20 protein-coding genes and 1 riboswitch are annotated in these 24,075 nt (G+C 72.8%); of the genes, 13 read left to right on the top strand and 7 right to left on the bottom strand.

Annotated features, from left to right (window positions below):
* Nucleotides 1–2 precede the first annotated feature (2 nt).
* On the top strand, nt 3–758 hold the full coding sequence (locus ACFY2Z_RS02855; protein ID WP_390742371.1) for an SDR family oxidoreductase: 756 nt from the start codon (nt 3–5) through the stop codon (nt 756–758).
* A gap of 125 nt (nt 759–883) precedes the next feature.
* Here the strand turns inward: ACFY2Z_RS02855 and ACFY2Z_RS02850 are convergent, their stop codons facing one another.
* The 3 genes from ACFY2Z_RS02850 to ACFY2Z_RS02840 form a co-directional block, all read right to left on the bottom strand.
* Complete coding sequence (locus tag ACFY2Z_RS02850; protein WP_390742370.1) at nt 884–1,696, bottom strand: enoyl-CoA hydratase/isomerase family protein; 813 nt, start codon at nt 1,694–1,696, stop codon at nt 884–886.
* Nucleotides 1,697–1,833: 137 nt separating this feature from the next.
* Nucleotides 1,834–2,055, bottom strand: a complete 222-nt coding sequence (locus ACFY2Z_RS02845) for a helix-turn-helix domain-containing protein (protein WP_010987827.1) — start codon at nt 2,053–2,055, stop codon at nt 1,834–1,836.
* Between the two features lie 367 nt (nt 2,056–2,422).
* Nucleotides 2,423–4,021: an ABC-F family ATP-binding cassette domain-containing protein gene (locus ACFY2Z_RS02840; RefSeq protein ID WP_390742369.1), complete on the bottom strand. Its 1,599-nt coding sequence runs from the start codon at nt 4,019–4,021 to the stop codon at nt 2,423–2,425.
* A 323-nt stretch (nt 4,022–4,344) separates the two neighbouring features.
* Here ACFY2Z_RS02840 and ACFY2Z_RS02835 point away from each other — a divergent pair, with 323 nt between their 5' ends.
* Nucleotides 4,345–4,773, top strand: coding sequence for a VOC family protein (locus ACFY2Z_RS02835; RefSeq protein WP_390742368.1), 429 nt, complete (start codon nt 4,345–4,347; stop codon nt 4,771–4,773).
* Between the two features lie 7 nt (nt 4,774–4,780).
* Here the strand turns inward: ACFY2Z_RS02835 and ACFY2Z_RS02830 are convergent, their stop codons facing one another.
* The 3 genes from ACFY2Z_RS02830 to ACFY2Z_RS02820 all read right to left on the bottom strand — a co-directional run bounded on the left by ACFY2Z_RS02830 (nt 4,781) and on the right by ACFY2Z_RS02820 (nt 8,429).
* On the bottom strand, nt 4,781–6,244 hold the full coding sequence (locus tag ACFY2Z_RS02830) for a hypothetical protein (RefSeq protein WP_390742367.1): 1,464 nt from the start codon (nt 6,242–6,244) through the stop codon (nt 4,781–4,783).
* A gap of 226 nt (nt 6,245–6,470) precedes the next feature.
* The gene (locus ACFY2Z_RS02825) at nt 6,471–7,598 is read right to left on the bottom strand and encodes an alpha/beta hydrolase family protein (protein ID WP_390742366.1); all 1,128 of its coding nucleotides are present in this window, start codon (nt 7,596–7,598) and stop codon (nt 6,471–6,473) included.
* A 111-nt stretch (nt 7,599–7,709) separates the two neighbouring features.
* The gene (locus ACFY2Z_RS02820; protein WP_390742365.1) at nt 7,710–8,429 is read right to left on the bottom strand and encodes a class II aldolase/adducin family protein; all 720 of its coding nucleotides are present in this window, start codon (nt 8,427–8,429) and stop codon (nt 7,710–7,712) included.
* Nucleotides 8,430–8,891: 462 nt separating this feature from the next.
* Between ACFY2Z_RS02820 and ACFY2Z_RS02815 the strand changes: the two genes are divergently transcribed.
* The 4 genes from ACFY2Z_RS02815 to ACFY2Z_RS02800 all read left to right on the top strand — a co-directional run bounded on the left by ACFY2Z_RS02815 (nt 8,892) and on the right by ACFY2Z_RS02800 (nt 12,041).
* Nucleotides 8,892–10,175: an anion permease gene (locus ACFY2Z_RS02815; protein WP_390742364.1), complete on the top strand. Its 1,284-nt coding sequence runs from the start codon at nt 8,892–8,894 to the stop codon at nt 10,173–10,175.
* 15 nt (nt 10,176–10,190) lie between these two features.
* Nucleotides 10,191–10,403, top strand: a complete 213-nt coding sequence (locus ACFY2Z_RS02810) for a hypothetical protein (protein WP_390742363.1) — start codon at nt 10,191–10,193, stop codon at nt 10,401–10,403.
* Between the two features lie 249 nt (nt 10,404–10,652).
* Nucleotides 10,653–11,510 carry a helix-turn-helix domain-containing protein gene (locus tag ACFY2Z_RS02805; protein ID WP_390742362.1) on the top strand — a complete coding sequence of 286 codons (858 nt, stop codon included), beginning with the start codon at nt 10,653–10,655 and terminating at the stop codon, nt 11,508–11,510.
* 45 nt (nt 11,511–11,555) lie between these two features.
* Nucleotides 11,556–12,041: a hypothetical protein gene (locus ACFY2Z_RS02800; protein ID WP_390742361.1), complete on the top strand. Its 486-nt coding sequence runs from the start codon at nt 11,556–11,558 to the stop codon at nt 12,039–12,041.
* 265 nt (nt 12,042–12,306) lie between these two features.
* Here ACFY2Z_RS02800 and ACFY2Z_RS02795 read toward each other — a convergent pair whose 3' ends face one another.
* On the bottom strand, nt 12,307–12,516 hold the full coding sequence (locus ACFY2Z_RS02795; RefSeq protein WP_390742432.1) for a DUF397 domain-containing protein: 210 nt from the start codon (nt 12,514–12,516) through the stop codon (nt 12,307–12,309).
* Nucleotides 12,517–12,890: 374 nt separating this feature from the next.
* A riboswitch (cobalamin riboswitch) is annotated at nt 12,891–12,966 on the top strand.
* A gap of 120 nt (nt 12,967–13,086) precedes the next feature.
* On the opposite strand from ACFY2Z_RS02795, the gene ACFY2Z_RS02790 reads away from it, so the two are divergent.
* Genes ACFY2Z_RS02790 through cobI form a run of 7 tightly spaced genes read left to right on the top strand, consistent with a single transcriptional unit; the run spans nt 13,087 to nt 23,913 of the window.
* Nucleotides 13,087–14,055: a cobalamin biosynthesis protein gene (locus tag ACFY2Z_RS02790; protein ID WP_390742360.1), complete on the top strand. Its 969-nt coding sequence runs from the start codon at nt 13,087–13,089 to the stop codon at nt 14,053–14,055.
* Nucleotides 14,052–15,560 carry a cobyric acid synthase gene (locus tag ACFY2Z_RS02785; protein WP_390742359.1) on the top strand — a complete coding sequence of 503 codons (1,509 nt, stop codon included), beginning with the start codon at nt 14,052–14,054 and terminating at the stop codon, nt 15,558–15,560. The genes ACFY2Z_RS02790 and ACFY2Z_RS02785 overlap by 4 nt, the downstream gene beginning before the upstream one ends.
* On the top strand, nt 15,557–19,210 hold the full coding sequence (cobN, locus tag ACFY2Z_RS02780; RefSeq protein WP_390742358.1) for a cobaltochelatase subunit CobN: 3,654 nt from the start codon (nt 15,557–15,559) through the stop codon (nt 19,208–19,210). Before ACFY2Z_RS02785 ends, cobN begins: the two co-directional genes overlap by 4 nt.
* A complete protein-coding gene (locus ACFY2Z_RS02775) occupies nt 19,207–21,213 on the top strand; it encodes a putative cobaltochelatase (protein WP_390742357.1) in 2,007 nt (668 codons plus the stop codon). The genes cobN and ACFY2Z_RS02775 overlap by 4 nt, the downstream gene beginning before the upstream one ends.
* Entirely contained in the window at nt 21,213–21,812 is a 600-nt protein-coding gene (gene cobO, locus ACFY2Z_RS02770) for a cob(I)yrinic acid a,c-diamide adenosyltransferase (RefSeq protein WP_390742356.1), read from the top strand. The genes ACFY2Z_RS02775 and cobO overlap by 1 nt, the downstream gene beginning before the upstream one ends.
* Nucleotides 21,812–23,167 carry a cobyrinate a,c-diamide synthase gene (locus tag ACFY2Z_RS02765; RefSeq protein WP_390742355.1) on the top strand — a complete coding sequence of 452 codons (1,356 nt, stop codon included), beginning with the start codon at nt 21,812–21,814 and terminating at the stop codon, nt 23,165–23,167. Before cobO ends, ACFY2Z_RS02765 begins: the two co-directional genes overlap by 1 nt.
* Nucleotides 23,164–23,913, top strand: coding sequence for a precorrin-2 C(20)-methyltransferase (cobI, locus tag ACFY2Z_RS02760; protein WP_390742354.1), 750 nt, complete (start codon nt 23,164–23,166; stop codon nt 23,911–23,913). Before ACFY2Z_RS02765 ends, cobI begins: the two co-directional genes overlap by 4 nt.
* Nucleotides 23,914–24,075: the final 162 nt, after the last annotated feature.

Raw genomic sequence — 24,075 nt, 5'->3', positions numbered from 1 at the left:
CCATGGATCTTGGACTGAAAGACCGGGTGTACGTCGTCACCGGCGCCACCCGCGGGCTGGGCAACGCGGCCGCGAGAGAGCTCGTCGCCGACGGGGCGAAGGTGGTCGTCACGGGCCGCGACGAGCAGCGGGCCGCCGAGGCCGCGGCCGAGCTGGGTGCGAACGCGGTGGGGATGGCCGTCGACAACGCCGACCCGGCGGCGCCCGCCCGGCTGATCTCCGCCGCGCGCGAGCACTTCGGCGGCTTCGACGGCATCCTCATCAGCGTCGGCGGACCGCCGCCCGGCTATCTCGCCGACAACACCGACGAGCAGTGGACGACGGCCTTCGAGTCGGTGTTCCTGGGCGCGGTACGGCTGGCCCGCGCGGCCGCCGAGGAGCTGACCGAGGGCGGCGTCATCGGATTCGTGCTGTCCGGTTCCGTGCACGAGCCGATCCCGGGTCTGACCATCTCCAACGGTCTGCGCCCCGGACTCGCGGGCTTCACCAAGTCCATCTCGGACGAGCTGGGCCCGCGCGGCATCCGTGCCGTGGCCCTGCTCCCGGCCCGCATCGACACCGACCGGGTGCGCGAGCTGGATGCGCTCTCGGCGGACCCGGAGGCGACGCGGGCGGCCAACGAGGCCCGGATCCCGCTGCGCCGCTACGGCAGCCCGGAGGAGTTCGGCCGCGCCGCCGCGTTCCTGCTGTCACCGGCGGCCTCGTATCTGACGGGCGTCATGCTCCCGGTGGACGGCGGCTTCCGGCACGGTTTCTAGGGCGTGTTCGAACTCCCGTCGGGCACGCGGGCCTGCCCCCGGGACGCCACGACGCGCCACGCTTCCACGCCCGCCGCGTCGACCGGTCCGGTCGGCGGGCGGGCAGGGGAAACGGCCGTCGTGCCTCAGTCGCCGCTGCCGGCCAGGTCCCGCAGGCGTCGGGCCTGCGCGGCCCGCTCGGCGGCGCGCTGCTCCTCGTAGGTCCGCTCCTGGGCCCCGCGCAGCAGTGTCTTGGTCTCGATGACCGCGTTCCGGTCCGCGGCGAGCAGGGCGGATGCCAGGTCGCGCACGGTGCCGTCGAGTTCCTCCCGCGGCACGGAGATGTTCGCGAGCCCGCTGGCCACGGCCTCCTCGGCCAGGACGAAGCGGCCCGTCACACAGATCTCCAGTGCGCGGGCGTACCCGACCAGGCTCACCAGCGGATGCGTGCCGGTCAGGTCCGGGACGAGGCCCAGGCTGGTCTCGCGCATGGCGAACTGCACATCGTCCGCCACGACCCGCAGGTCACAGGCGAGCGCGAGCTGGAACCCCGCACCGATGGCGTGTCCCTGCACGGCGGCGATGGACACGATGTCGTTGCGGCGCCACCAGGTGAACGCCTCCTGGAACCCGGCGATGGCCGCGTCCAGCTCGGCGTCGCTGCTGCGCGCGAGGTCGATGAAGTTCGGCTCGCCGGGCAGCCCCTCGGGCGTGAACATCTGGCGGTCCAGCCCCGCCGAGAACGACTTGCCCTCGCCGCGCAGCACCACCACACGAACGGAACCGGGCAGCGCACGGCCGGCTTCCGCCAGCGCCCGCCACAGAGCGGGGCTCTGCGCGTTGCGCTTGTCGGGGTTGGTCAGCGTCACCGTGGCGATCGCGCCGTCGACGGTGAGCCGTACGCCGTCCGTGTAGAGGACCGGGCCGTCCTTGTCGAATTCCGGGTCGAGCGAAGCCATGCGGCGCCTCCGATGGGTGCGGTCAGGAGAGGATGTCGTACGACGACATCACATCCGTAAGTGACTGCACAGTAACCACCCGGCCGGTCACCCGACCGACCGGGTGGCCACCGTCGAAGCCGATGAGCCGCCCGGCGTCAGGCCGTCGTGGCCTTCTTGCCCCTTGTCGCCCCGCCACGCCCTCGCAGCGTGACGCCCGACTCGCTGAGCATCCGGTGAACGAAGCCATACGAGCGGCCGGTTTCCTCGGCCAGCGCCCGGATGCTCGCACCGGAGTCGTACTTCTTCTTCAGGTCTGCCGCGAGCTTGTCGCGCGCGGCGCCGGTCACCCGGCTGCCCTTCTTCAGAGTCTCGGCCACCCGTGCCTCCTCATGGGAAGTGCGCTCTGGTCTCCTCATGATCACCCCTCGGGGGCGCGATGGCCACCCATTCGGCAAGGTCCGTGCCACAAGCTTGTGACGACAGGAGCGCGTCCCCACGAGTGGAATCAGGGGTTCCGCCCGGTCGCGTCCGTACGCCCGAACGGGTTCATCCGGGAACCACCAGGTCAGCGACGCACCACGGCCGAGCCCTTGGGACAAAAGGGCTCGGCCGCGAAATGCGTGTAGGACACACCCCGGTACGAGGAGATCTCACACAGATGATGGATCACGGATCGGCCGAATGATCCATACGCAGGGGATCATCCGTGCGGTCGACCGGGGCTGACGCCCGCGGGTGCGGGCGTCAGGCGAGGGTGACGAGGTCGGCGTAGTCGGCGCCCCACAGGTCCTCGACGCCGTCGGGCAGCAGGATGATCCGCTCCGGCTGGAGCGCCTCGACCGCGCCCTCGTCGTGGGTGACCAGGACGACGGCGCCCTTGTAGGTGCGCAGCGCGCCGAGGATCTCCTCGCGGCTGGCCGGGTCGAGGTTGTTGGTGGGCTCGTCGAGCAGCAGCACGTTCGCCGACGACACCACGAGGGTGGCGAGGGCGAGACGGGTCTTCTCGCCGCCGGAGAGCACTCCGGCCGGCTTGTCGACGTCGTCGCCGGAGAACAGGAAGGAGCCGAGCACCTTGCGGACCTCGACGAGGTCCATGTCGGGGGCGGCGGAACGCATGTTCTCCAGGACCGTGCGCTCCGGGTCGAGGGTCTCGTGCTCCTGGGCGTAGTAGCCGAGCTTGAGACCGTGACCGGGCACGACGGCACCCGTGTCCGGCTGCTCCACACCGCCGAGCAGACGCAGCAGGGTGGTCTTGCCGGCGCCGTTGAGGCCGAGGATGACGACCCGGGAGCCCTTGTCGATGGCCAGGTCGACGTCGGTGAAGATCTCCAGCGAGCCGTACGACTTCGACAGGCCCTCGGCCATCAGCGGGGTCTTGCCGCAGGGCGCGGGCTCCGGGAAGCGGAGCTTGGCGACCTTGTCGGACACGCGGGCGGCCTCCAGGCCGGCCAGCAGCTTGTCCGCGCGGCGGGCCATGTTCTGCGCGGCGACCGTCTTGGTGGCCTTGGCGCGCATCTTGTCCGCCTGCGCGTTCAGCGCGGCGGCCTTCTTCTCGGCGTTCTGCCGCTCGCGCCTGCGGCGCTTCTCGTCGGCCTCGCGCTGCTGCTGGTAGAGCTTCCAGCCCATGTTGTAGATGTCGATCGCGGCGCGGTTGGCGTCCAGGTAGAACACCTTGTTGACGACCGTGTCGACCAGTTCCACGTCGTGCGAGATCACGATGAAGCCACCGCGGTAGGTCTTCAGGTAGTCGCGCAGCCAGACGATGGAGTCGGCGTCGAGGTGGTTGGTCGGCTCGTCGAGCAGCAGGGTGTCCGCGTCGGAGAACAGGATGCGGGCCAGCTCGATACGGCGGCGCTGACCGCCGGAGAGCGTGTGCAGGGGCTGGCCGAGCACACGGTCGGGCAGATTGAGCGCGGCGGCGATGGTGGCGGCCTCGGCCTCGGCGGCGTACCCGCCCTTCGTGAGGAACTCGGTCTCCTGGCGCTCGTACTGCTTCATCGCCTTGTCGCGGGTGGAGCCCTTGCCGGTGGCGATGCGCTGTTCGTTCTCGCGCATCTTGCGGATCAGCACGTCGAGGCCGCGCGCGGAGAGGATGCGGTCGCGGGCCAGCACGTCCAGGTCGCCGGTACGCGGGTCCTGGGGCAGATAGCCGACCTCGCCGGAGCGGGTGACGGTGCCCGCGGCGGGGATGCCCTCGCCGGCGAGCACCTTGGTGAGGGTGGTCTTGCCCGCGCCGTTGCGGCCGACCAGGCCGATGCGGTCGCCCTTGGCGACACGGAAGCTGGCGTTCTCGATGAGGATGCGGGCACCGGCGCGCAGCTCGATACCGGAGGCGGAGATCACGGACAGACTCCAGGGCTCGGAATCCCCCTGCTCGCAGCACGGGCGGCGGGGGAGGGTGGCGGGATGGACGGCTGAGGACGTTCCCGCCGTCTAATGCGCGAGGAGAATGGCCATGGGCCCCAGTCTAACGGTGGCGTGCAAGCGCATTTTCGTACGCGGCCCTTCGGCACTGTGATGCTCATTGCTGTGCGGTCGCCGTCCGGGGCCGGGGCGTCGGCCCGGCCGGGCGGTCTCCCGGCGCGCGGCGGGGCGTTGTCGGTGGCCGGTGCCAGACTGGATGACGGGCCGGGTCCCCGGCCGGTACTGCGGGAGGGGTGAGCGGGATGGCGGGCATGGACGGCAGGCGTCCGAGCATCTACCCGACGCTGCTGTACGCGGACGCGAAGGCGGCGATCAGACAGCTCACGGAGGCGTTCGGCTTCACGGAGCTCTCGGTCTACGAGACCGACGAACAGGACGGACAGGCCGGCTCGGTGCTGCACGCCGAGCTGGTGCAGGGCAACGGCGCGGTGATGCTCGGCTCGAAGGGCCGCGGCGGCCTCTTCGACCAGGCCATGAAGGGGGCCGGCCCGAGCGCGGTGTACGTCGTCGTGGACGACGTCGACGCCCACCACCAGCGGGCCGCGGAGCACGGCGCGGAGATCCTGATGCCCCCCACGGACCAGGAGTACGGCTCACGGGAGTACCTGGCCCGCGACGCCGAGGGCAACATCTGGAGCTTCGGCACCTACGCCCCCGACCCGACCGTCTGAGCGGCGGTCAGCTGCCCCCGGTGTGCACCTGGAACGCGGCACGGCGCACGGCCTTGGCGAGCGCCGGGTCCGGGTGCGCGGCGGCGAGCGCCACCAGGACCTGCACGGTGCGGGGATGCCCGACCGCGCGGACCTCGTCGAGGAGCGCGGGCACGGTGGCCTGCACCGCGGACTCCAGGTGGCGCACCAGGAGCGGGGCCTCGCCGTGGTCGGCGACGGCCGCGGCGGTGTCGACCCACAGCCAGGTGGCCTCCTCCCGGGTGAGCACCTCATGGGCGTCCTCCGGGTCGGTGCCCTCCTGCTCGGCGAGCCACATCAGCGCGTAGGGGCGCAGCGTGGTCTCGTCGGCGGCGGCGCGCACAGCGGACTCGGCCGGCGCCCCGACCACGCGCAGCGCCTCGAAGGCCAGGCCGCGCAGCAGGGCGTCCTCGCCTCGGGCGGCGTCCAGCAGCTCGGTGACCGCGCTGCCGACGGGCCGGGCGGCGAGCCAGGCGCGGTACTCGGCGCGGGCCGCGTTCGGGCGGAGCCCGGCGCAGCCGCGCAGCATGCCCTCCGCGTTCTGCTCGATGTTCCCGGCGGGGCTCTGCGCGGCGACGCAGATCTGCTCCAGCTTGACCCAGACCGCCCAGCTGCCGAGCGGGGTCAGGGTGGCCTGTCCGTCTGCGCAGGTCAGGGCCCCGACGGAGGCAAGCGCGTCGAGCGCCCAGTCGAGCAGCGGGGCGAGCGGGGTGTCCTCGGCCGGCTCCTGCGCGAGGCCCTGGGCCACTGCCGTCCCGGCAGCCACGGGTGTGGCGCGGAGCTGCTCCTCGTATGGGTGCGAGGCGACGGGTGGCACGTAGTCGATCTCGCACCGTTCGGTGCGCAGCTCGGTGACCCGCTGCTCGAGGAGGTCGAGGAGCTGCTCGACGGGGACGGGCCCTGCGGACAACTGCAGGAAGGAGAGCACCTGGGGCATGGCCGAGACGACCTCGGCGACGGCCGCGTGCTCCCGGTCCGCGGGCTCGGGGTAGGCCAGCGACCAGGCGTCGAAGAGGGCGACCCAGCCGCGCAGCACCGCCGAGTCGTCGCGGTTCCAGGCGCGCAGCCGCCAGCCGGGGCGGGCGATGTCGCCGTGCACCTCGACGAGACCGGACAGGCGCGCGGTGTCCCAGTCGGCGCGCACCTGAGCGTCGGTCAGGCCGAGGTCGGCGGCGGCCCGTTCGGCGGTCGTGACGGAGAGGGTGCCCCTGCCGTCGGAGGTCGCGCCGTCACGGCCCGGCCCGAGCGAGCTGTCGGCCCAGCGGGCGACGCGGGCCGCGCCGGCCAGTCGGGCACGGGCCATTCCGGCCAGCTCCGCGGGTGGGGGCGTGCCCTCGGGGGGCCGAGGGGCGGGGCGGCGCGAGCGGCCCTGGGCCACCGCTCGGGGAGCGGCGGCCAGCGGCCGCGGGCGTACGAGTCGGAGCCTGGAGTCGCGCGGGGTACGGGACGTCACAGGTGCAGTCTTCCGGTTGACGGTCCGAAAACCCAAACGGAATGTCACGGGCCGCGACAGGGCTGGCCAACGCACTGGGTCCGAAAACCGTGTGTGACCGGGCAGCCGCGCCTCAGGAGGGGCTAAGCGGAAGGGCCCCGACCGGGACGGGTCGAGGTGTCGGGGCGGGGCGGGGGCCGTCGCGGGCCATGCGGCGGCACGGGGGCGCGGGGTCACGCCGGCGAGGTCACATCAGCGGGGTGAGGAAGCGCCGCAGGGCCTCTTCGTAGGTCCTGGGGTCGGCGTTCCACATCGCGGCGTGCGGGGCCTCCCGCACGGTGTGCAGGGTGACGAGATCGGGACGGCGTTCCGCGAGACGGCGTGAGGGCGCCCAGGGCGCGACGGCGTCGTCGGGGCCGTGGAAGATCAGGGTCGGCACCGAGAGCTGGTGCGGGTCCGCGGGCCCGTGGACGTGGTCGCCGTACAGGCCGGTGCGACCCTGGGCGGCGCGGACGGCCAGCGGCAGCAGTGCGCCCGGGGTGCGGCGGGCCGCGGCCAGGGCACGCAGCGTGGCCTCCCAGTTCAGCACGGGCGAGTCCAGCACCAGCCCGCAGATCCGCCCGCGCAGCTCGGAGTACGCGGCGGCGCGCAGGGCCATGGTGGCGCCGGTGGACCAGCCGTGCAGGACCACGCGCTCGGCGCCCCGGTGCACGGCATGGCGGACGGCGGCCTCCACGTCGCGCCACTCGGTCTCGCCGAGGTGGTTCAGGCCGTCCAGCGGGCGCGGCGCCCCGGGGTCGCCGCGGTAGGCGAGGTCGAGCACCGGGAACTGGTGCCGGTTGAGGAAGTCCATGACGTTCATCGGGTGTTCCCGAGTGGCACCGAGCCCGTGCACGGTGATCACCCAGGTGTCGCGGGCACCGCGCACGAACCAGGCGGGCAGTGCCCCGAGTTCGCCGGGGATCTCGACGTCGTCGTGGCGGAGGCCGAGGGCGGCGCCCGGGTCGCCGACGTAGAGGTTCGGGGTGAGCCATGCCCGGTCGCCGGGTTCCAGCGTGCCCTTGAGCACACGTTCGAGACGGCGTACGACGGTGTCGGCGGAGCGGGAGGCGGTGTTCAGCACCGGGCCGACGATGGCGTGGGAGTCGTCGCCGGACAGGCCGTAGACACCGGGGCGCTGGGAGGCCAGGGCGCGGGTGAGCGTGATCTGCCCGGCCGCCGTGGAGTGCACGGTGAGCCGCGGTTCGGTGGGCAGCGGGCGGCCGGGCGGCGCCTTGAGTGCGGCGTTGCTGGCGAAGCGACCGGCTGCGACGCCGGCCGCGCCCGCGGCTATGGCTACGGTGGCGGCTGCGGCCGCCGCTTTCACGGTGCGCACTTGTCCAGTCTCCCGTCGCGGGTCGCCCCCGGCCAGCCGGAGGACCGCACCGCCGTGCGGGGCGCGCGGCGGTGCGGCCCCGGCAGCGGCCTCCCCGACGTGGCCTTCCTGCTACTGCTGCCCGTACCCCCGCAAGCGCTCCTCAGCCTCCGCCAGCTGTGCCCGGGTGAGGAGGGCCGGGGTGAGGCCCGGCACCGACGACGCCGTCAGCCACACCCGGCACATCCACTCCAGCTGGGCCGTGCGGTCGTACGCCTGGCCGAGCGAGGACCCGTAGGCGATCGTGCCGTGGTTCTGCAGCAGGCACGCGGTGCGGTCCGTGAGGGCGCCGAGCATGTTCTCGGCCAACTCCTCGGTGCCGTAGGTCGCGTAGGGAGCCACCCGGACCGCGCCGCCGAGCGCCCCCGCCATGTAGTGGATCAGCGGCAGCTCCGGTACCAGCGTGGAGACGGCCGTCGCGTGCACGGCGTGGGTGTGGACGACGGCCCGCGCCCCGGTGGCGCGGTAGACGGCGAGATGCATCGGAAGCTCGCTCGTCGGCCGCAGGGAGCCGAGCACCTGTCGGCCGTCGAGGCCGACCCCCACGACGTCGCCGGGCGTCAGCCGCTCGTACGGCATTCCGGTGGGTGTGACCAGGACGGTGTCGCCGACGCGTACGGAGACGTTGCCGGACGTGCCGACGACCAGTCCGTCGGCCACGGTCCGGCGGGCCGTCGCGACCAGCTCGTCCCAGGCGCGCGCCACCGTGTCCCCCGTCTCCGGCACCACCGCCCCCGCTCCCCCGCGTCCGTCCTCCCGCGCGTCCTGTGCGTCGCGTCGCTGTTCCGCCATGCCGCGATCCTCCCAGGCGGGCGTCCGGCCCACCCGCGCCCGGGCGGACCGCAGGCCGCGAGCCGTACGTCCGCAAGAGGCGCGTCCACGGGTGTACGCGGCACCCCGGGGAGACCGGTGAGGCGACCTGCTTGCGAAGATCGCCCGGTATCTTCTGGGCGGCTTGTCCGTCTTATCCGACATGTCAGCATTTCTATATCGACCATCTGACGGGTGACCAAAGTCTCTTCAACGGCCCCCGAAGCCGGGCGAGAACACCCACCAGGGGGGAGCCGGAAGCCCACCAAGGCTTACGGAGGCTGAAATTCCGGCTTTGTTCGACAACGTGACCGGCGCCACTACATCCAAGCGGAGGGGTGAGACCCGGCTTGATACACCCTCAGGTATCTCTTAGTTCATCTTCCGTTCACTCAGGTTGCCTACGGTCAACCAGCCACTGACCTCCCACAGAAGCCTGGGTAAATGGAACACATCACGCTCCTCCTCGGAATCGTGATCGTCACCGCTCTCGTGTTCGATTTCACGAACGGTTTCCACGACACTGCCAACGCGATGGCGACCACCATCTCGACCGGCGCCCTGAGGCCCAAGACGGCGGTGGCGATGTCCGCCACGCTGAACCTCGTCGGCGCCTTCCTCTCCGTCGAGGTCGCCAAGACGATCTCCGGCGGCATCATCAACGAACAGGGCATACGCGTCGAAGTCATCTTCGCGGCCCTGGTGGGTGCCATCCTCTGGAACCTGCTGACCTGGCTTCTCGGTCTGCCCTCCAGCTCCTCGCACGCGCTCTTCGGAGGTCTGATCGGCGCGGCCGTCTCCTCGGCGGGCTGGTCCGCGGTCAACGGCTCGACCATCGTCACCAAGGTCCTGATCCCCGCGGTCGCCGCACCGATCGTGGCGGGCCTCGCCGCGCTGCTGGCGACGCGCCTCTCCTACGCCATCGGCAACCGAGCCGACGAGAAGGCGACCGCCAAGGGCTACCGCGCCGGCTCCATTGCCTCCGCCGCCCTGGTCTCCCTGGCGCACGGCACCAACGACGCCCAGAAGACGATGGGCATCATCACCCTCGCGCTCGTCACCGGCGGTGTCATCGCCCCCGGTTCGAACCCTCCCACCTGGGTCATCGTCTCCGCCGGTCTCGCCATCGCGCTCGGCACCTACCTGGGCGGCTGGCGCATCATCCGCACCCTGGGCAAGGGCCTGACCGACCTGGCCCCGCAGCAGGGCTTCGCCGCCCAGACCAGCGCGGCGACCGCCATCCTCGCCTCCTCGCACATCGGCTTCTCGCTCTCCACCACCCAGGTCTGCTCCGGTGCCGTCATGGGCGCGGGCGTCGGCCGCAAGGGCGGCGTGGTGCGGTGGTCCACCGCGACCCGGATGCTGGTCGCCTGGGTGATGACCCTCCCGGCCGCCGGTCTGGTCGGCGCGGGCGCCGAACTGCTCACCAAGCAGGGCACCTGGGGCACGGTCGCCACCGGCGTGCTGCTGGTCGCCGGTGCCGGTGTCATCTGGGCCCTGGCCCGCCGGGCCCCGGTCACGATCGACAACGTCAACGACGTCGAGACGGAGCCCGCGGGCGTCGTCACGACGGCCATCGCCGCGGTGACCCCGCCGCCGGCGGGCCCGCTCACGGCGGAGGCCGTGACGGCCCCGGCGGCCGGCCCGACCGGCCCGAGGATCACCATCCCCGCCCAGTCCACCGGCTCTTCCACGGAGGCGGAGCCGACCCGCCCCGCGACGGTTTAAGGAAGCACACCCCTCATGAAGATCGACTGGGCAGCACTCGGCTCCGTCTTCGGCGTCAGTCTCGTGGTCACGGTGGCCCTGGTGAGCCTGTTCACCCTGGGCGTCGTGGGCCTCACGAAGAAGGAGTCGCCCCGGGGCGGCGGCACCCTCGCGGTCACCGGCGCGTACGCCTGCTTCGCGGCGTGCGCGGCGGCGGTGGCGTACGGGATCTATCTGATCGTGTCCTGACCGGCGCACCACGGCGCCCTCCCGGGCCTCACCTCAAGCCCCGCAGCGATCCCCGCTGCGGGGCTTGGTCTTTGGTGGGAGATGTGCCGGTTTGCTACGTTCTCCCCCGCATCGCGACCACGTCGAAAAGACAGGTGGCAGAACGCAGGTGTCTGGCCGCCCACGCCCAACTCACCTAGTCTAGGGGGCGAGTTGCTGCTCGACGTCGGCCGCCCGACCACACGAAGACGACGTGTAGCAGGGAGCGACATGGCCAGGGACATCGATCCGAGCCTGAACCGACGCAGGCTCCGCGTCGAACTACGCAAGGCGCGCGAAGGAGCCGGTCTCACCCAGCGGGAGGCCACCGACGCGCTGGAGTGGTCCCTGTCCAAGCTCATCCGGCTGGAGGCCGGGACGGTCAGTCTGAGCGTCACCGATCTGCGCGCGCTGCTCCAGCTGTACGACGTGACCGACCCCCTGCTGGTGGCCGAACTGGAAGGGGCCGCCCGCGGGTCGAAGGGACCGTCCTGGTGGGCGCCGTACAACGACATGGTGCGGGCACAGTTCGCCCAGTACCTGGGCTACGAGAGCGCCGCGACCTCGATCCGCTTCTACCACCCCTCCGTCGTCTGCCCGCTGCTGCAGATCGAGGACTACACGCTGGCCCAGCTCGCGCCCCGGGAGAACGGGGAGCTGGCCCGTCGCTCGGCGGAGCTGCGCACCACACGGCAGGAACGGATCTTCGACGGGGACAGCGGCCCGGACGTGCACATCGTCCTGGACGAGGCGGTCGTCCGACGGGTCATCGGCGGGCCGGGGGTGATGCGCCGGCAGCTGGAGCACCTCAAGACGATGGCCCGGCACCCCCGGGTCAGCCTGCGTCTGCTGCCGTTCTCGGCCGGCGCGCACTACAGCATGGGCGCCTCCTTCACCCTGCTCGGCTTCACGGACGGCGACGACCTGCTCTACCTCGAGGGCGCCACCGGCAGCGTGGCCAACCGTGACGACCTCGGTCTCACGGCCCGCTACCAGGAGTGCTTCGAGGACATCAGCACCAAGGCGTACGACGGCGACCGGATGATCGAACTGATCGACGCGGTCGAGGAGAGTCTCGGCAACAGCTGAATCCCGGGAGGGACGGCCCGGGCGGACAACGGGGAGGAATGGCCCATGGCGGTCCTCGGGTTCCTTGAGTGGTGGAGGCAGCTGCGCGCGTGCCGCTTCCCGGCCGCGGACGACTCTCCCGGCTCCCCGGCGGTATCCGCCGCCCCGCCCGATGCGGGCCCTCTCATAGAGGAGGCACACCTCATGGAGGAGGCGCACTCCCCCGGCGCGGACGGGTCAGGCCCGACCACGACCCGTCTGCTGCTCGGCACGACGTGCGGCAGCGCGCTGCTGCTCAGCATCGCCGTGTCGGCCCGGGTGGCGCCCAGGCTGGGCCCGGAGACGCTGACACCCCTGACCGAGACGGTGCTGGCAGCGCTCGGCGCGGCCGTCGTCACCGCCCTCGCCGCACGGGTCGGCCGGGCACTGCGCGGCCGCTCGGCAGCGGCGCGCGAACCGGGAGTCAGCGGGTCCCCGAGCCCCGGGGACGAACCGTCGCCGCAGCCCGGCCGCGAACGCCCAGAGCGCCGAGAACACGGCGACGTTCCATGACCGGGGTGAGGCCCCACCACAGACCGGCACAGGCCGCCGCGACGATCGTCACCACCAGCCAGACGAGGGCCCGTGCCGTCGACCCCGGCACGAGCAGTGCGGCCAGCGCGCCGAGACCCACCGCGAACACCCCCGTGGTCAGGGAGAAGAGCGTCAGCGGGACCGCCGCCGCCAGTGCGGATCGTGGAGTGTGGGATCCTCCCGCACACGCCGAAACCTTCTTGGCATCCCCCATGCCGGCTCCTCCCGCCCTCTGGACGGACTTTCAGAGACTGTCCGCTGCCCGGACTTCTCGAACTGCCTGAACTGCCTGGTCATCGAGTCCAGCCAGCAAACCACACCACGCGGTACGGCGAAAGACGAGCACCGGGCCGGTGCGCCGTTTCGAGTCACGCACCAGTACGTGCGCCCCCTCGACGGCCACTTCGACACAGTCGGTGTTGTCACCTTCCGAATGACTGCTCTTCCGCCACACACGCCCCGACGCCACCCTGCCGACCACACCGACCTCCGTCTCACCAGTCAGCGCACCGACCAGGCGTCCTCACCGCGACGCTCCCGAGCGCCGTGCCCCACCGCTGCCGGGGCAGCGGAGGCCGGCCACACCAGGGTCGTCTCCCCGCAACGAATCACCCAATGCCGCTCGTCGGCGCTCTCACGTTCGTCCTGCCGCTGTTCTTTGAGTCTTCCCAGGTTCCACGGCCGGAAAGAGAACAGAGGGCGCCGATTCGAGCGGCTGACGACATTTCAGCGATGTGGGGCTCGGCACACCGCTGCGTCGCAGGTCAAGAGCAAGTTGACGGGTGTTCGGGGAGCGTGGTGGACTTCCGGGGCCAATACGGCGGCAGGAGAGGAAGCCGGTGCGATTCCGGCGCGGTCCCGCCACTGTCACCGGGGCACCACACGCCCCGGGAGCCAGGAACTCTCACCGCCGGTCTCGTCGAGCCAGGGCGTGGACACCCTGAGTGAGGACATATCGCCATGCGCGGCTGCCGGTTGAGGTCCCGTACCCGGATCCTGCTCTCCCCCACGCTCGGCTGAGCCGATGGGTGCCGATCGCGTCTTCGCGTACGGCGCCGCCGCCGGCCTCCTGGGCGACCTGCTGCTCGGCGATCCGCGCCGGGGACATCCGGTCGCCGCGTTCGGGCGGGCCGCTGGTGCCGTGGAGCAGGTGCTGTGGCGGGACCATCGCGGGTGGGGTGCGTTGCACACCGCCGTGTGCGTGGGGGGTGCGGTGTCGTCCGCGGCGCTCGCCGCAGCGGCCGTCCGTCGCTCCCGTACCGCGTCCGTCGCCCTGACCGCCGCCGCCACCTGGGCCGTCGTCGGCGGGACATCACTGGCGCGTGAGGCCCGGACGATCGGGCACGCCCTCGCGTCCGGGGATGTCGAGGGTGCCCGTGCACGGCTGCCGCATCTGTGCGGGCGGGATCCGCAGGCGCTGGACGCCGACGGGATCGCCCGGGCCGTGGTCGAGTCCGTCGCCGAGAACACCTCGGACGCCGTGGTGGGCGCGCTGGTGTGGGGAGCCGTGGGCGGGGTGCCCGGACTCGTCGGGTTCCGGGCCGTCAACACCCTTGACGCCATGGTCGGGCACAAGTCGCCGCGCCACCGGCGCTACGGCTGGGCCTCGGCGCGTCTCGACGACCTCGCGGGCTGGCCGGGGGCCCGGCTGACCGCGCTCCTCGCGGCGGCGACGGGACCGGACCGGCGGGGAGCCCTGCGCGCCTGGCGGGCGGACGCCCGACGGCATCCGAGCCCCAACGCCGGTCCCGTGGAGGCCTCGTTCGCGGGGGCGCTCGGGGTGCGGCTGGGCGGCACGTTGTCGTACGGGGGGCGCCTGGAGCACCGGCCGCTGCTCAATGCGCCGGGGCGCGCCGTGCGTACCCACGACATCGAGCGCGCGGTGCGGCTCTCCCGCCGTGTGACCGTGCTCGCGCTGGGTGCCACCGTCGCCGGCCGCCTGGTCGGCCGGCGGTTCACCCGAGGGCTTCTCGCGAAGGGACGTACGTCATGAACGGTGGTCTCCTCGTCGCCGGCACCACCTCCGACGCGGGCAAGAGCGTCGTCACCGCCGGGATCTGCCGGTGGCTGGTGCGGCAGGGCGTCAAGGTCGCGCCCTTCAAGGCGCAGAACATGTCCCTGAATTCGTTCGTCACGCGGGAGGGCGCCGAGATCGGGCGCGCCCAGGCCATGCAGGCGCAGGCCTGCCGTATCGAGCCGACCGCGCTGATGAACCCCGTGCTGCTCAAGCCTGGCGGTGAGCAGAGCAGCCAGGTCGTGCTGCTCGGCAGGCCGGTCGGCGAGCTGAGCGCGCGCGGCTACCACGGAGGCCGGCAGCAGCGGCTCCTCGGCACGGTCCTCGACTGTCTGGCCGAGTTGCGGGGCACGTATGACGCGGTGATCTGTGAAGGGGCGGGCAGTCCCGCCGAGATCAATCTGCGGCGGACGGACATCGTGAACATGGGCATCGCGCGGGGCGCGCGGCTGCCCGTGCTGGTCGTCGGCGACATCGACCGCGGCGGGGTGTTCGCCTCCTTCTTCGGGACCGTCGCCCTGCTCTCCCGCGAGGACCAGGAACTGATCGCGGGGTTTCTCGTGAACAAGTTCCGCGGGGACGTCTCCCTGCTGGAGCCCGGGCTCGACATGCTGCACGGGCTCACCGGGCGACGGACGTACGGCGTGCTGCCGTTCCGGCACGGCCTCGGGATCGACGAGGAGGACGGACTGAGGGTGTCCCTGCGGGGCGCCGTGCGCGAGTCGGCGGTGGCCGCGCCCCTCGGCGAGGACGTGCTGCGGGTCGCCGTGTGCGCGATCCCGCTCATGTCCAACTTCACCGATGTCGACGCCCTCGCCGCCGAACCGGGCGTCGTGGTGCGGTTCGTGGACCGGCCCGAGGAGCTTGCCGACGCCGATCTCGTCGTCGTCCCGGGGACCCGGGGCACCGTCAGGGCCCTGGAGTGGCTGCGCGAGCGCGGTCTCGCGCAGGCCCTTGCCCGCAGGGCCGCCGAGGGGCGTCCGATCCTCGGCATCTGCGGCGGTTTCCAGATCCTCGGCGAGCACATCGAGGACGAGGTGGAGAGCCGCAGGGGTGACGTGGACGGGCTCGGAGTGCTGCCGGTACGGGTGCGGTTCGCCCGTGAGAAGACGCTGACCCGTCCGGCCGGCGAGGCGCTCGGCGAGCGCGTCGAGGGCTACGAGATCCACCACGGTGTCGCCGAGGTGACGGGCGGCGAGCCCTTCCTGGACGGCTGCCGGGTCGGCCAGAGCTGGGGCACGCACTGGCACGGTTCCCTGGAGTCGGACGGTTTCCGGCGGGCGTTCCTGCGCGAGGTGGCCGCCGCCGCGGGCCGCCGCTTCGTGCCGGCCGCCGACACGTCGTTCGCCGCACTGCGCGAGGAGCAGCTCGACCGGCTCGGCGACCTGATCGAACAGCACGCGGACACGGACGCGCTGTGGCGGCTCATCGAGTCGGGCGCGCCGCAAGGACTGCCTTTCATTCCACCGGGAGCGCCCGCATGAGCACAGTGTTGTTGTTGTCGACCGCCGACACCGATCTGCTGGCGGCCCGCGCCTCCGGCGCGCCCTACCGGATCGGCAACCCGGCCCGCGTGGATGTCGCGGAGGAGCTGCCGCGGCTGATCCAGGGCGCGGACATCGCCGTGGTTCGGCTGCTGGGCGGGAAGCGCGCCTGGGAGGACGGGCTCGCCGCCCTCAGGGCCGCCGGCATCCCCACCGTCCTGCTCGGCGGGGAGACCGTGCCGGACGCCGAGTTGATGGCCGAGTCGTCGGTGCCCGCGGGTGTCGTGGCGGAGGCGCTGCGGTATCTCGTCGAGGGCGGTCCCGCCAACCTCACCGAACTGGCCCGCTTCCTGTCCGACACCGTGCTGCTGACCGGCGAGGGCTTCACCGAGCCGCAGAAGATGCCCGAGTACGGCGTCCACGGGGAGCGTGCGTACTCCGAGGGCCGTCCCACCGTGGGCGTGCTCTTCTACCGCGCCCATGAACTCAGCGGGAACACCGCCTTCGTGGACACGCTGTGCGACGCGATCGAGGAGCGGGGCGCCAACGCCCTTGCGGTATACTGCGGTTCGCTCCGCGGCGCCGCCCCGGGGCTGTACGAGCTGCTCGCGAAGGCCGACGCACTCGTGGCGACCGTGCTCGCCGCGGGCGGTACGCACGCCTCTCAGGCGTCGGCAGGCGGCGACGAGGAGGCCTGGGACATCGGGGCGCTCGCCGACCTGGACGTTCCCGTGCTGCAGGGCCTGTGCCTGACCTCCTCGCGCGCCGCGTGGGAGGAGTCCGACGCCGCGCTCTCGCCCATGGACGCGGCGATGCAGGTGGCGATCCCGGAGTTCGACGGCCGCCTCGTCACGGTTCCGTTCTCCTTCAAGGAACACGGCCCGGACGACGTGCCGGTGTATGTCGCCGACCCGGAGCGGGCCGCGCGCGTCGCCGGAATCGCTGAGCGGCACGCCCGGCTGAAGCACAGGCCGAACGCCGAGAAGAAGCTCGCGCTCGTCTTCACCGCCTACCCGACCAAGCACTCGCGGGTCGGCAACGCCGTCGGCCTGGACACGCCCGCGTCGGCCGTACGGGTGCTGGACGCGCTCCGGGACGCCGGGTACGGCCTCACCGAGTACCCGTCGGACGGCGACGAGCTGATCCACCGGCTCATCGAGGCCGGCGGCCACGACGTGGAGTGGCTGACGGAGGAGCAGCTGGCCGCCGCGCCCGCGCGGGTGCCCCTGGCCGACTACCGGGCGTGGTTCGACACCCTCGACCCCGAGCTGCGGGACGCGATGCTCCAGGCGTGGGGCGAGCCGCCGGGCTCGCTGTACGTCGACGGCGACGACATCGTCCTCGCCTCCCTGCAGTTCGGGAACGTCGTCGTGATGATCCAGCCGCCGCGCGGCTTCGGCGAGAACCCGATCGCGATCTACCACGACCCCGACATGCCGCCGTCGCACCACTACATGGCGGCGTACAGGTGGCTGGAGAACTCGTTCGGCGCCGACGCGATCGTCCACATGGGCAAGCACGGCACCATGGAGTGGCTGCCGGGCAAGGGCCTCGGGCTGTCGCGCGGGTGCGCCCCGGACGCCGTCCTCGGTGAACTGCCCCTGATCTACCCGTTCATCGTCAACGACCCCGGCGAGGGCACCCAGGCCAAGCGGCGCGGGCACGCCACGGTCGTCGACCACCTCGTGCCGCCGATGGCGCGCGCCGACACCTACGGCGACCTGGCCAAGCTGGAGCAGCTCCTCGACGAGTACGCGCTCGTCTCCGATCTGGACCCGGCCAAGGCGCCCGCCGTACGGGCCCAGATCTGGACCCTGGTCAAGGCCGCGGAGCTGCACCACGACCTGCATGTGGACGAGCAGCCGGAGGACGGCGACTTCGACGAGTTCGTCATGCACATCGACGGCTATCTGTGCGAGATCAAGGACGTGCAGATCCGCGACGGTCTGCACATCCTGGGCGGCGGCCCGGTCGGCGAGCCCCGGGTGAACCTCGTGCTCGCCGTGCTGCGCGCCTCGCAGGTGTGGGGCGGGCAGGCGAACGCCCTGCCGGGGCTTCGGGCCTCGCTCGCCGCTCATTTCGGCCTGGTGGAGAAGGAGTTGCTGGCCGAGCCCGGCACGCCGGTGAAGGTGCCGGTGGAGCTGACCGACCTGGTCGAGGGCCCGTCCCGTACCGCCGCCGACGCGATCGACCTGCTGGAGCAGCTGTGCCGGCGGATCGCGGAGGGCATGGAGGAGCGTGCCTGGGACGCGGCCGCCGCGCCGGCGCTGGTGCGTGAGGTCCTGGGCACCGAACTGCCGGACGCCGTGACCGTCGTGGAGTTCGCCTGCACCGAGGTCGTACCCCGGCTCGCCCGTACCACCGACGAGATCGGGCACATCCTCAAGGCGCTCGACGGCGGCTATGTCCCGGCCGGTCCCTCCGGCTCCCCGACCCGCGGTCTCGTCAACGTGCTGCCGACCGGCCGCAACTTCTACTCCGTCGACCCCAAGGCCATTCCCTCGCGGCTGAGCTGGGAGGTCGGGCAGTCGCTCGCCGACTCGCTGGTCGCGCGCTACCTCCAGGACACCGGCGAGTACCCCCGGTCCGTCGGCCTCACCGTCTGGGGCACGTCGGCCATGCGGACCCAGGGCGACGACATCGCCGAGATCCTCGCGCTGCTCGGCTGCCGCCCGGTCTGGGACGACGCCTCGCGCCGGGTGACCGGCTTCGAGGTGATCCCCCTGGCGGAGCTGGACCGTCCTCGGATCGATGTCACGGTGCGCATCTCCGGCTTCTTCCGGGACGCCTTCCCGCATGTCGTCGGTCTCGTCGACGACGCCGTACGCGCCGTCGCCGAGCTGGACGAGCCCGCCGAGCGGAACTTCGTCCGTGCCCACGCCGACGAGGACACCGCCGAGCACGGCGACCGGCGGCGCGCGACGGCTCGTGTCTTCGGCTCCAAGCCGGGCGCGTACGGCGCCGGTCTGCTGCCGCTGATCGACGCCCGCAACTGGCGCTCCGACGCCGACCTCGCCGAGGTGTACGCGGTGTGGGGCGGCTACGCGTACGGGCGCGGGCTGAACGGGCGGGCGGCGCGCGGGGACATGGAGACCGCGTTCCGGCGGATCGCCGTCGCGGCGAAGAACGTGGACACCCGGGAGCACGACCTCGTCGACGCGGACGACTACTTCCAGTACCACGGCGGAATGGTCGCGATGGTCAGGCATCTGACCGGCGCGTCCCCCGAGGCGTACGTCGGCGACTCGGCCGTGCCCGACCAGGTGAAGACCCGCACCCTGGGCGAGGAGACCCATCGCGTCTTCCGCGCCCGCGTGGTCAACCCGCGCTGGATGGCGGCCATGCGGCGCCACGGCTACAAGGGCGCGTTCGAGATGGCGGCGACCGTCGACTACCTGTTCGGCTACGACGCCACGGCCGGAGTCGTCGACGACTGGATGTACGAGAAGCTCAGCGCGGAGTACGTCTTCGACGCCGAGAACCGCGACTTCATGAAGAAGTCCAACCCGTGGGCGCTGCGCGGCATCACCGAGCGCCTGCTGGAGGCCGCCGACCGCGGCCTGTGGGCCGAGCCCGACGCGGACACGCTGGAGCGGCTGCGCGCCACCTATCTGGAGCTGGAAGGCGACTTGGAGGGCGACGAGAAGTGAGCACCCCCTTTCCGTTCACGGCCGTCGTCGGCCAGGACGATCTGCGCCTCGCGCTGCTGCTGAACGCCGTGTCACCGGCGGTCGGCGGAGTACTGGTACGCGGCGAGAAGGGCACCGCCAAGTCCACGGCGGTCAGGGCGCTGTCCGCGCTGCTGCCGCAGGTGGGCGTCGTCGTCGGCTGCCGGTTCTCCTGCGACCCCGCCGCACCCGACCCGGTCTGTCCCGACGGGCCGCACGAGCCGGGGCCGGGCGCCCACCGGCCCTCCCGCATGGTCGAACTCCCCGTCGGCGCCTCCGAGGACCGGCTCGTCGGGGCCCTCGACATCGAACGCGCGCTGGCCGAGGGCGTGAAGAGCTTCGAGCCGGGGCTCCTGGCCCAGGCGCACCGCGGCATCCTCTACGTCGACGAGGTCAACCTCCTCCACGACCACCTGGTCGACCTGCTGCTGGACGCGGCCGCGATGGGCGCGTCGTACGTCGAGCGCGAGGGCGTCTCCGTACGGCACGCCGCCCGTTTCCTGCTCGTCGGCACCATGAACCCGGAGGAGGGCGAGCTGCGGCCGCAGCTGCTCGACCGGTTCGGGCTGACCGTCGAGGTGTCCGCCTCGCGGGAGCCCGACCAGCGCGTGGAGGTCGTACGACGGCGGCTCGCCTACGACGACGACCCCGACGGCTTCGCGGCGCGCTGGGCCGAGGAGGAGGCCGCCGTACGGGCACGGATCGTGGCGGCCCGGGAGCTGCTGCCGTCCGTGCGGCTCGGGGACGGGGCGCTGCGGCAGATCGCGGCGACCTGTGCCGCGTTCGAGGTGGACGGCATGCGCGCCGACATCGTGATGGCGCGCACGGCGACCGCGCTGGCCGCGTGGGCCGGGCGGACCGAGGTGCTCGCCGAGGACGTCCGGCAGGCCGCGCTGCTGGCGCTGCCGCACCGGCGGCGGCGCAACCCCTTCGACGCGCCGGGGCTCGACGAGGACAAGCTCGACGAGACGCTGGAGCAGTTCGGGGACGGCGACGAGGACGACGACCCGGATCCGGACGGGCCCGGCGGCGGGGGCGGGCAGCCCACGCCGGACGACGGTCCCGAGAGCGGCGGTGACACGGCCGCACAGCCCGAGGCCGGGGAGAGCGGGCAGCCGCAGTCCTCGGGCACCGGGGAACAGCAGGCCGTGCGCGCCGGGGAGCCCTTTCGCACCAAGGTGCTGACCGTGCCGGGGCTCGGCGACGGCGCCGCGGGGCGGCGTTCGCGGGCGCGCACCGAGCACGGGCGGACCACCGGGGCCCGGCGGCCCCAGGGTGCGCTGACCAAGCTGCATCTGGCGGCCACCGTGCGGGCCGCGGCACCGCACCAGCGGGCGCGGGGACGTTCGGGGCCCGGGCTCGTGGTGCGCCGGGACGATCTGCGGCAGGCGACGCGGGAGGGGCGCGAGGGCAATCTCGTGCTGTTCGTGGTCGACGCCTCCGGGTCGATGGCGGCCCGGCAGCGGATGAGCGCGGTCAAGGGCGCCGTGCTGTCGCTGCTGCTCGACGCCTACCAGCGGCGGGACAAGGTGGGTCTGGTGACCTTCCGGGGCACGGCGGCCGAGGTGGCGCTGCCGCCGACGTCGTCGGTGGACGCGGCGGCGGTCCGGCTTCAGTCGCTGCCGACGGGCGGCCGGACGCCGCTGGCCGCCGGGCTGCTCAAGGCCCATGACGTGCTGCGGGTCGAGCGGCTGCGGGATCCCGCGCGGCGCGCCCTGGTCGTGGTGGTGACCGACGGGCGGGCCACCGGGGGCGCCGAACCGGTGGCGTTCGCGGGGCGGGCGGCCTCCTTGCTGGCCGCCGAGAGCGTCGCGTCCGTGGTCGTGGACTGCGAGTCGGGGCCGGTGCGACTGGGACTGGCCGGGCGGCTCGCCGAGGAACTGGGCGGTACGGCGGTGACGCTGGACGAGCTGCGCGCGGACAGCATCGCCGGGCTCGTACGCCATGTGCAGGGGACACAGGGGACCGCAAGGAGGGCCGCGTGATGCCGCAGGGACAGCCGAGTGCCGTACCCGACGACGGACTGACGACCCGTCAGCGCCGTAACCGTCCGCTCGTCGTCGTGCACACGGGCATCGGCAAGGGGAAGTCGACCGCCGCCTTCGGGCTCGCGCTGCGCGCCTGGAACCAGGGCTGGCCGATCGGGGTGTTCCAGTTCGTCAAGTCGGCCAAGTGGAAGGTCGGCGAGGAGAACGCGCTGCGGGTGCTGGGGGCGTCCGGGCAGGGCGGGACCGTCGACTGGCACAAGATGGGCGAGGGCTGGTCGTGGGTGCAGCGGGACGATCAGACGGACAACGAGGAGAAGGCCCGGGAGGGCTGGGAGCAGGTCAAGCGTGACCTGGCCGCCGAGACGTACCGGCTGTACGTGCTGGACGAGTTCGCGTACCCGATGCACTGGGGCTGGGTCGACACCGACGAGGTCGTCGAGGTGCTGCGGAACCGCCCCGGCACCCAGCATGTGGTGATCACCGGGCGGAACGCGCCCGAGAAGCTGGTGGAGTGCGCCGACCTGGTGACCGACATGTCCAAGGTGAAGCACCCGATGGACGTGGGGCAGAAGGGCCAGAAGGGCATCGAGTGGTGATGTCCTCCCCTTCCTCCGTCCCCCGGCTGGTCGTCGCCGCGCCCTCCTCGGGCAGCGGCAAGACCACCGTGGCCACGGGTCTGATGGCGGCCTTCGCCGAGCGGGGGCTCGCCGTGTCCCCGCACAAGGTGGGGCCCGACTACATCGACCCCGGCTATCACGCGCTCGCGACCGGGCGTGCGGGACGGAACCTCGACGCGTATCTGTGCGGGCCGGAGCTGATCGCTCCGCTGTTTCTGCACGGCGCGCGCGGCTGCGACCTGGCCGTGGTCGAGGGCGTGATGGGGCTGTACGACGGGGCCGCCGGCGAAGGGGAGCTGGCCTCCACGGCGCAGGTGGCGAAGGCGCTGAGGGCGCCGGTGGTCCTGGTCGTCGACGCGTCCTCGCAGTCGCGGTCGGTGGCGGCGCTGGTGCACGGGTTCGCGTCCTGGGATCCGCAGGTGCGGATCGGGGGCGTGATCCTGAACAAGGTCGCCTCGGACCGGCACGAGGAACTGCTGCGGGACGCCCTGGACGCGTCCGGGGTGCCCGTGCTGGGGGTGCTGCGCAGGGTGGCCCAGATGGACACGCCGTCGCGGCACCTGGGGCTGATACCGGTGGCCGAGCGGCGGGCGGAGGCGGTCGGCGCGGTCGCCGCCATGGCCGCGCAGGTGCGCCGAGGCTGCGACCTGGACGCGCTGTGGGCGCTGGCGCACAGTGCGGGTGCGCTGCCGGACGAGCCCTGGGAGCCGCCGGCGTACGACACCGGCGCGCGGGAGGTGGTCGCCGTGGCCGGCGGTCCCGCCTTCACGTTCTCCTACGCCGAGCACGCCGAGCTGCTCACCGCCGCCGGGGCCGAGGTCGTCGTGTTCGACCCCCTGCGGGACGAGTGCCTGCCGGACGGTACGGCGGGGCTGGTGATCGGCGGCGGCTTCCCGGAGGTGTACGCCGCCGAGCTGTCCGCGAACGAGCCGCTGCGCAAGGCGGTGGCCGAGCTGGCGCTCGGCGGCGGGCCGGTCGCCGCCGAGTGCGCCGGACTGCTGTACCTGTGCCGGGAGCTGGACGGGCAGCCCATGTGCGGGGTGCTCGACGCGAGCGCCCGGATGAGCGAACGGCTGACCCTCGGCTACCGGGCCGCGGTGGCCGTGAGCGACAGTGTCCTCGCCGCGGCCGGGACACGGATGCGCGGCCACGAGTTCCACCGGACCGTGGTGGAGCCCGCGGCGGGGGCGGCTCCCGCCTGGGGGGTACGCGCCCCCGAGCGGCGCGTCGAAGGTTTCGTACAACAAGGTGTGCACGCCAGTTATCTGCACACGCACTGGGCCGCCGCGCCCGGTGCGGCCCGTCGGTTCGTGGAGAGGTGCCGGACGTCATGAGCAGCAGGCTGATCGGAGTCGGGGTGGGCCCCGGCGACCCCGAGCTGGTGACCGTCAAGGGCGTCAACGCGCTGCGGGAGGCCGACGTGGTCGTCGTGCCCGTGATGGGTGACGCCGAGGGACGGGACGGCGGGGAGCGCGGGCGCGCCGAGGCGACCGTGCTGCACTACGTGCCCGAGGAGAAGGTCGTCCGGGTCGTGTTCGCGCTCAACGAGCGCGGCGACCGGGCGCGGCGCGAGGCGGCCTGGGACGCGGCCGGGGAGCGCGTGGCCGGGCTTCTGGGGCGGCACTCCGCCGTCGCCTTCGCCACCATCGGTGACCCCAACGTGTACTCCACGTTCACGTATCTCGCGCACACCGTCCAGGAGTCGGTGCCGGACGTCCGCGTCGAGACCGTGCCCGGCATCACCGCCATGCAGGACCTGGCCGCGCGCTCGGGGGCCGTGCTGACCGAGGGCACCGAACCGCTCACGCTCGTACCCGTCACGGCGGGTTCCGCGGTGCTCAAGGACGCCCTCAGCGGTCCGGGGACCGTCGTCGCCTACAAGTTCGGGCGGCAGACGCACGAGGTGGCCGAGGCGCTGCGGGAGACCGGGCGCATCGGCGACGCCGTCTGGGGGGCGTCGCTCGGGCTGCCGGAGGAGACCGTCGGGCCGGCCACCGACCTCGACGAGGGTCCTCTCCCCTATCTGTCCACCCTGATCTCGCCGGCCCGCCGCGACGGCACCCGCGGCGGCAAGCTGTGACCGGCGGCAGACCGGCCCGGTCGCGGTCCCGGGGTCCTCGGGCCGCGGGCGCGGACGGCTCGCGGCGAAGGCCGCCCTGACCCCTCGCCACCCGATCACCCCCGCTGCGCGCCGGATGGGCGGCCGAGTGCGCACCCGTGTTCCGCACCGCCCGAGTTTCCG

Origin of the sequence: Streptomyces sp. NPDC001222 (genome assembly GCF_042896945.1) — a bacterium.
GTDB lineage: Bacteria > Actinomycetota > Actinomycetes > Streptomycetales > Streptomycetaceae > Streptomyces > Streptomyces gibsoniae.
The sequence above is the reverse complement of the archived record's forward strand: the minus strand, read 5'-3'. Positions and strand labels throughout refer to the sequence as shown.

What these genes read in the sequence shown, in the direction of transcription:
- ACFY2Z_RS02835 (WP_390742368.1), top strand. Translation starts at nt 4,345, where the DNA reads ATGGCGGGCATGGACGGCAGGCGTCCGAGCATCTACCCGACGCTGCTG.
- cobI (WP_390742354.1), top strand. Translation starts at nt 23,164, where the DNA reads ATGAGCAGCAGGCTGATCGGAGTCGGGGTGGGCCCCGGCGACCCCGAG.
- ACFY2Z_RS02800 (WP_390742361.1), top strand. Translation starts at nt 11,556, where the DNA reads ATGGCGGTCCTCGGGTTCCTTGAGTGGTGGAGGCAGCTGCGCGCGTGC.
- ACFY2Z_RS02785 (WP_390742359.1), top strand. Translation starts at nt 14,052, where the DNA reads ATGAACGGTGGTCTCCTCGTCGCCGGCACCACCTCCGACGCGGGCAAG.
- ACFY2Z_RS02820 (WP_390742365.1), bottom strand. Translation starts at nt 8,429, where the DNA reads ATGGCGGAACAGCGACGCGACGCACAGGACGCGCGGGAGGACGGACGC.
- ACFY2Z_RS02790 (WP_390742360.1), top strand. Translation starts at nt 13,087, where the DNA reads ATGGGTGCCGATCGCGTCTTCGCGTACGGCGCCGCCGCCGGCCTCCTG.
- cobO (WP_390742356.1), top strand. Translation starts at nt 21,213, where the DNA reads ATGCCGCAGGGACAGCCGAGTGCCGTACCCGACGACGGACTGACGACC.
- ACFY2Z_RS02805 (WP_390742362.1), top strand. Translation starts at nt 10,653, where the DNA reads ATGGCCAGGGACATCGATCCGAGCCTGAACCGACGCAGGCTCCGCGTC.
- ACFY2Z_RS02850 (WP_390742370.1), bottom strand. Translation starts at nt 1,696, where the DNA reads ATGGCTTCGCTCGACCCGGAATTCGACAAGGACGGCCCGGTCCTCTAC.
- cobN (WP_390742358.1), top strand. Translation starts at nt 15,557, where the DNA reads ATGAGCACAGTGTTGTTGTTGTCGACCGCCGACACCGATCTGCTGGCG.
- ACFY2Z_RS02815 (WP_390742364.1), top strand. Translation starts at nt 8,892, where the DNA reads ATGGAACACATCACGCTCCTCCTCGGAATCGTGATCGTCACCGCTCTC.
- ACFY2Z_RS02765 (WP_390742355.1), top strand. Translation starts at nt 21,812, where the DNA reads ATGTCCTCCCCTTCCTCCGTCCCCCGGCTGGTCGTCGCCGCGCCCTCC.
- ACFY2Z_RS02810 (WP_390742363.1), top strand. Translation starts at nt 10,191, where the DNA reads ATGAAGATCGACTGGGCAGCACTCGGCTCCGTCTTCGGCGTCAGTCTC.
- ACFY2Z_RS02855 (WP_390742371.1), top strand. Translation starts at nt 3, where the DNA reads ATGGATCTTGGACTGAAAGACCGGGTGTACGTCGTCACCGGCGCCACC.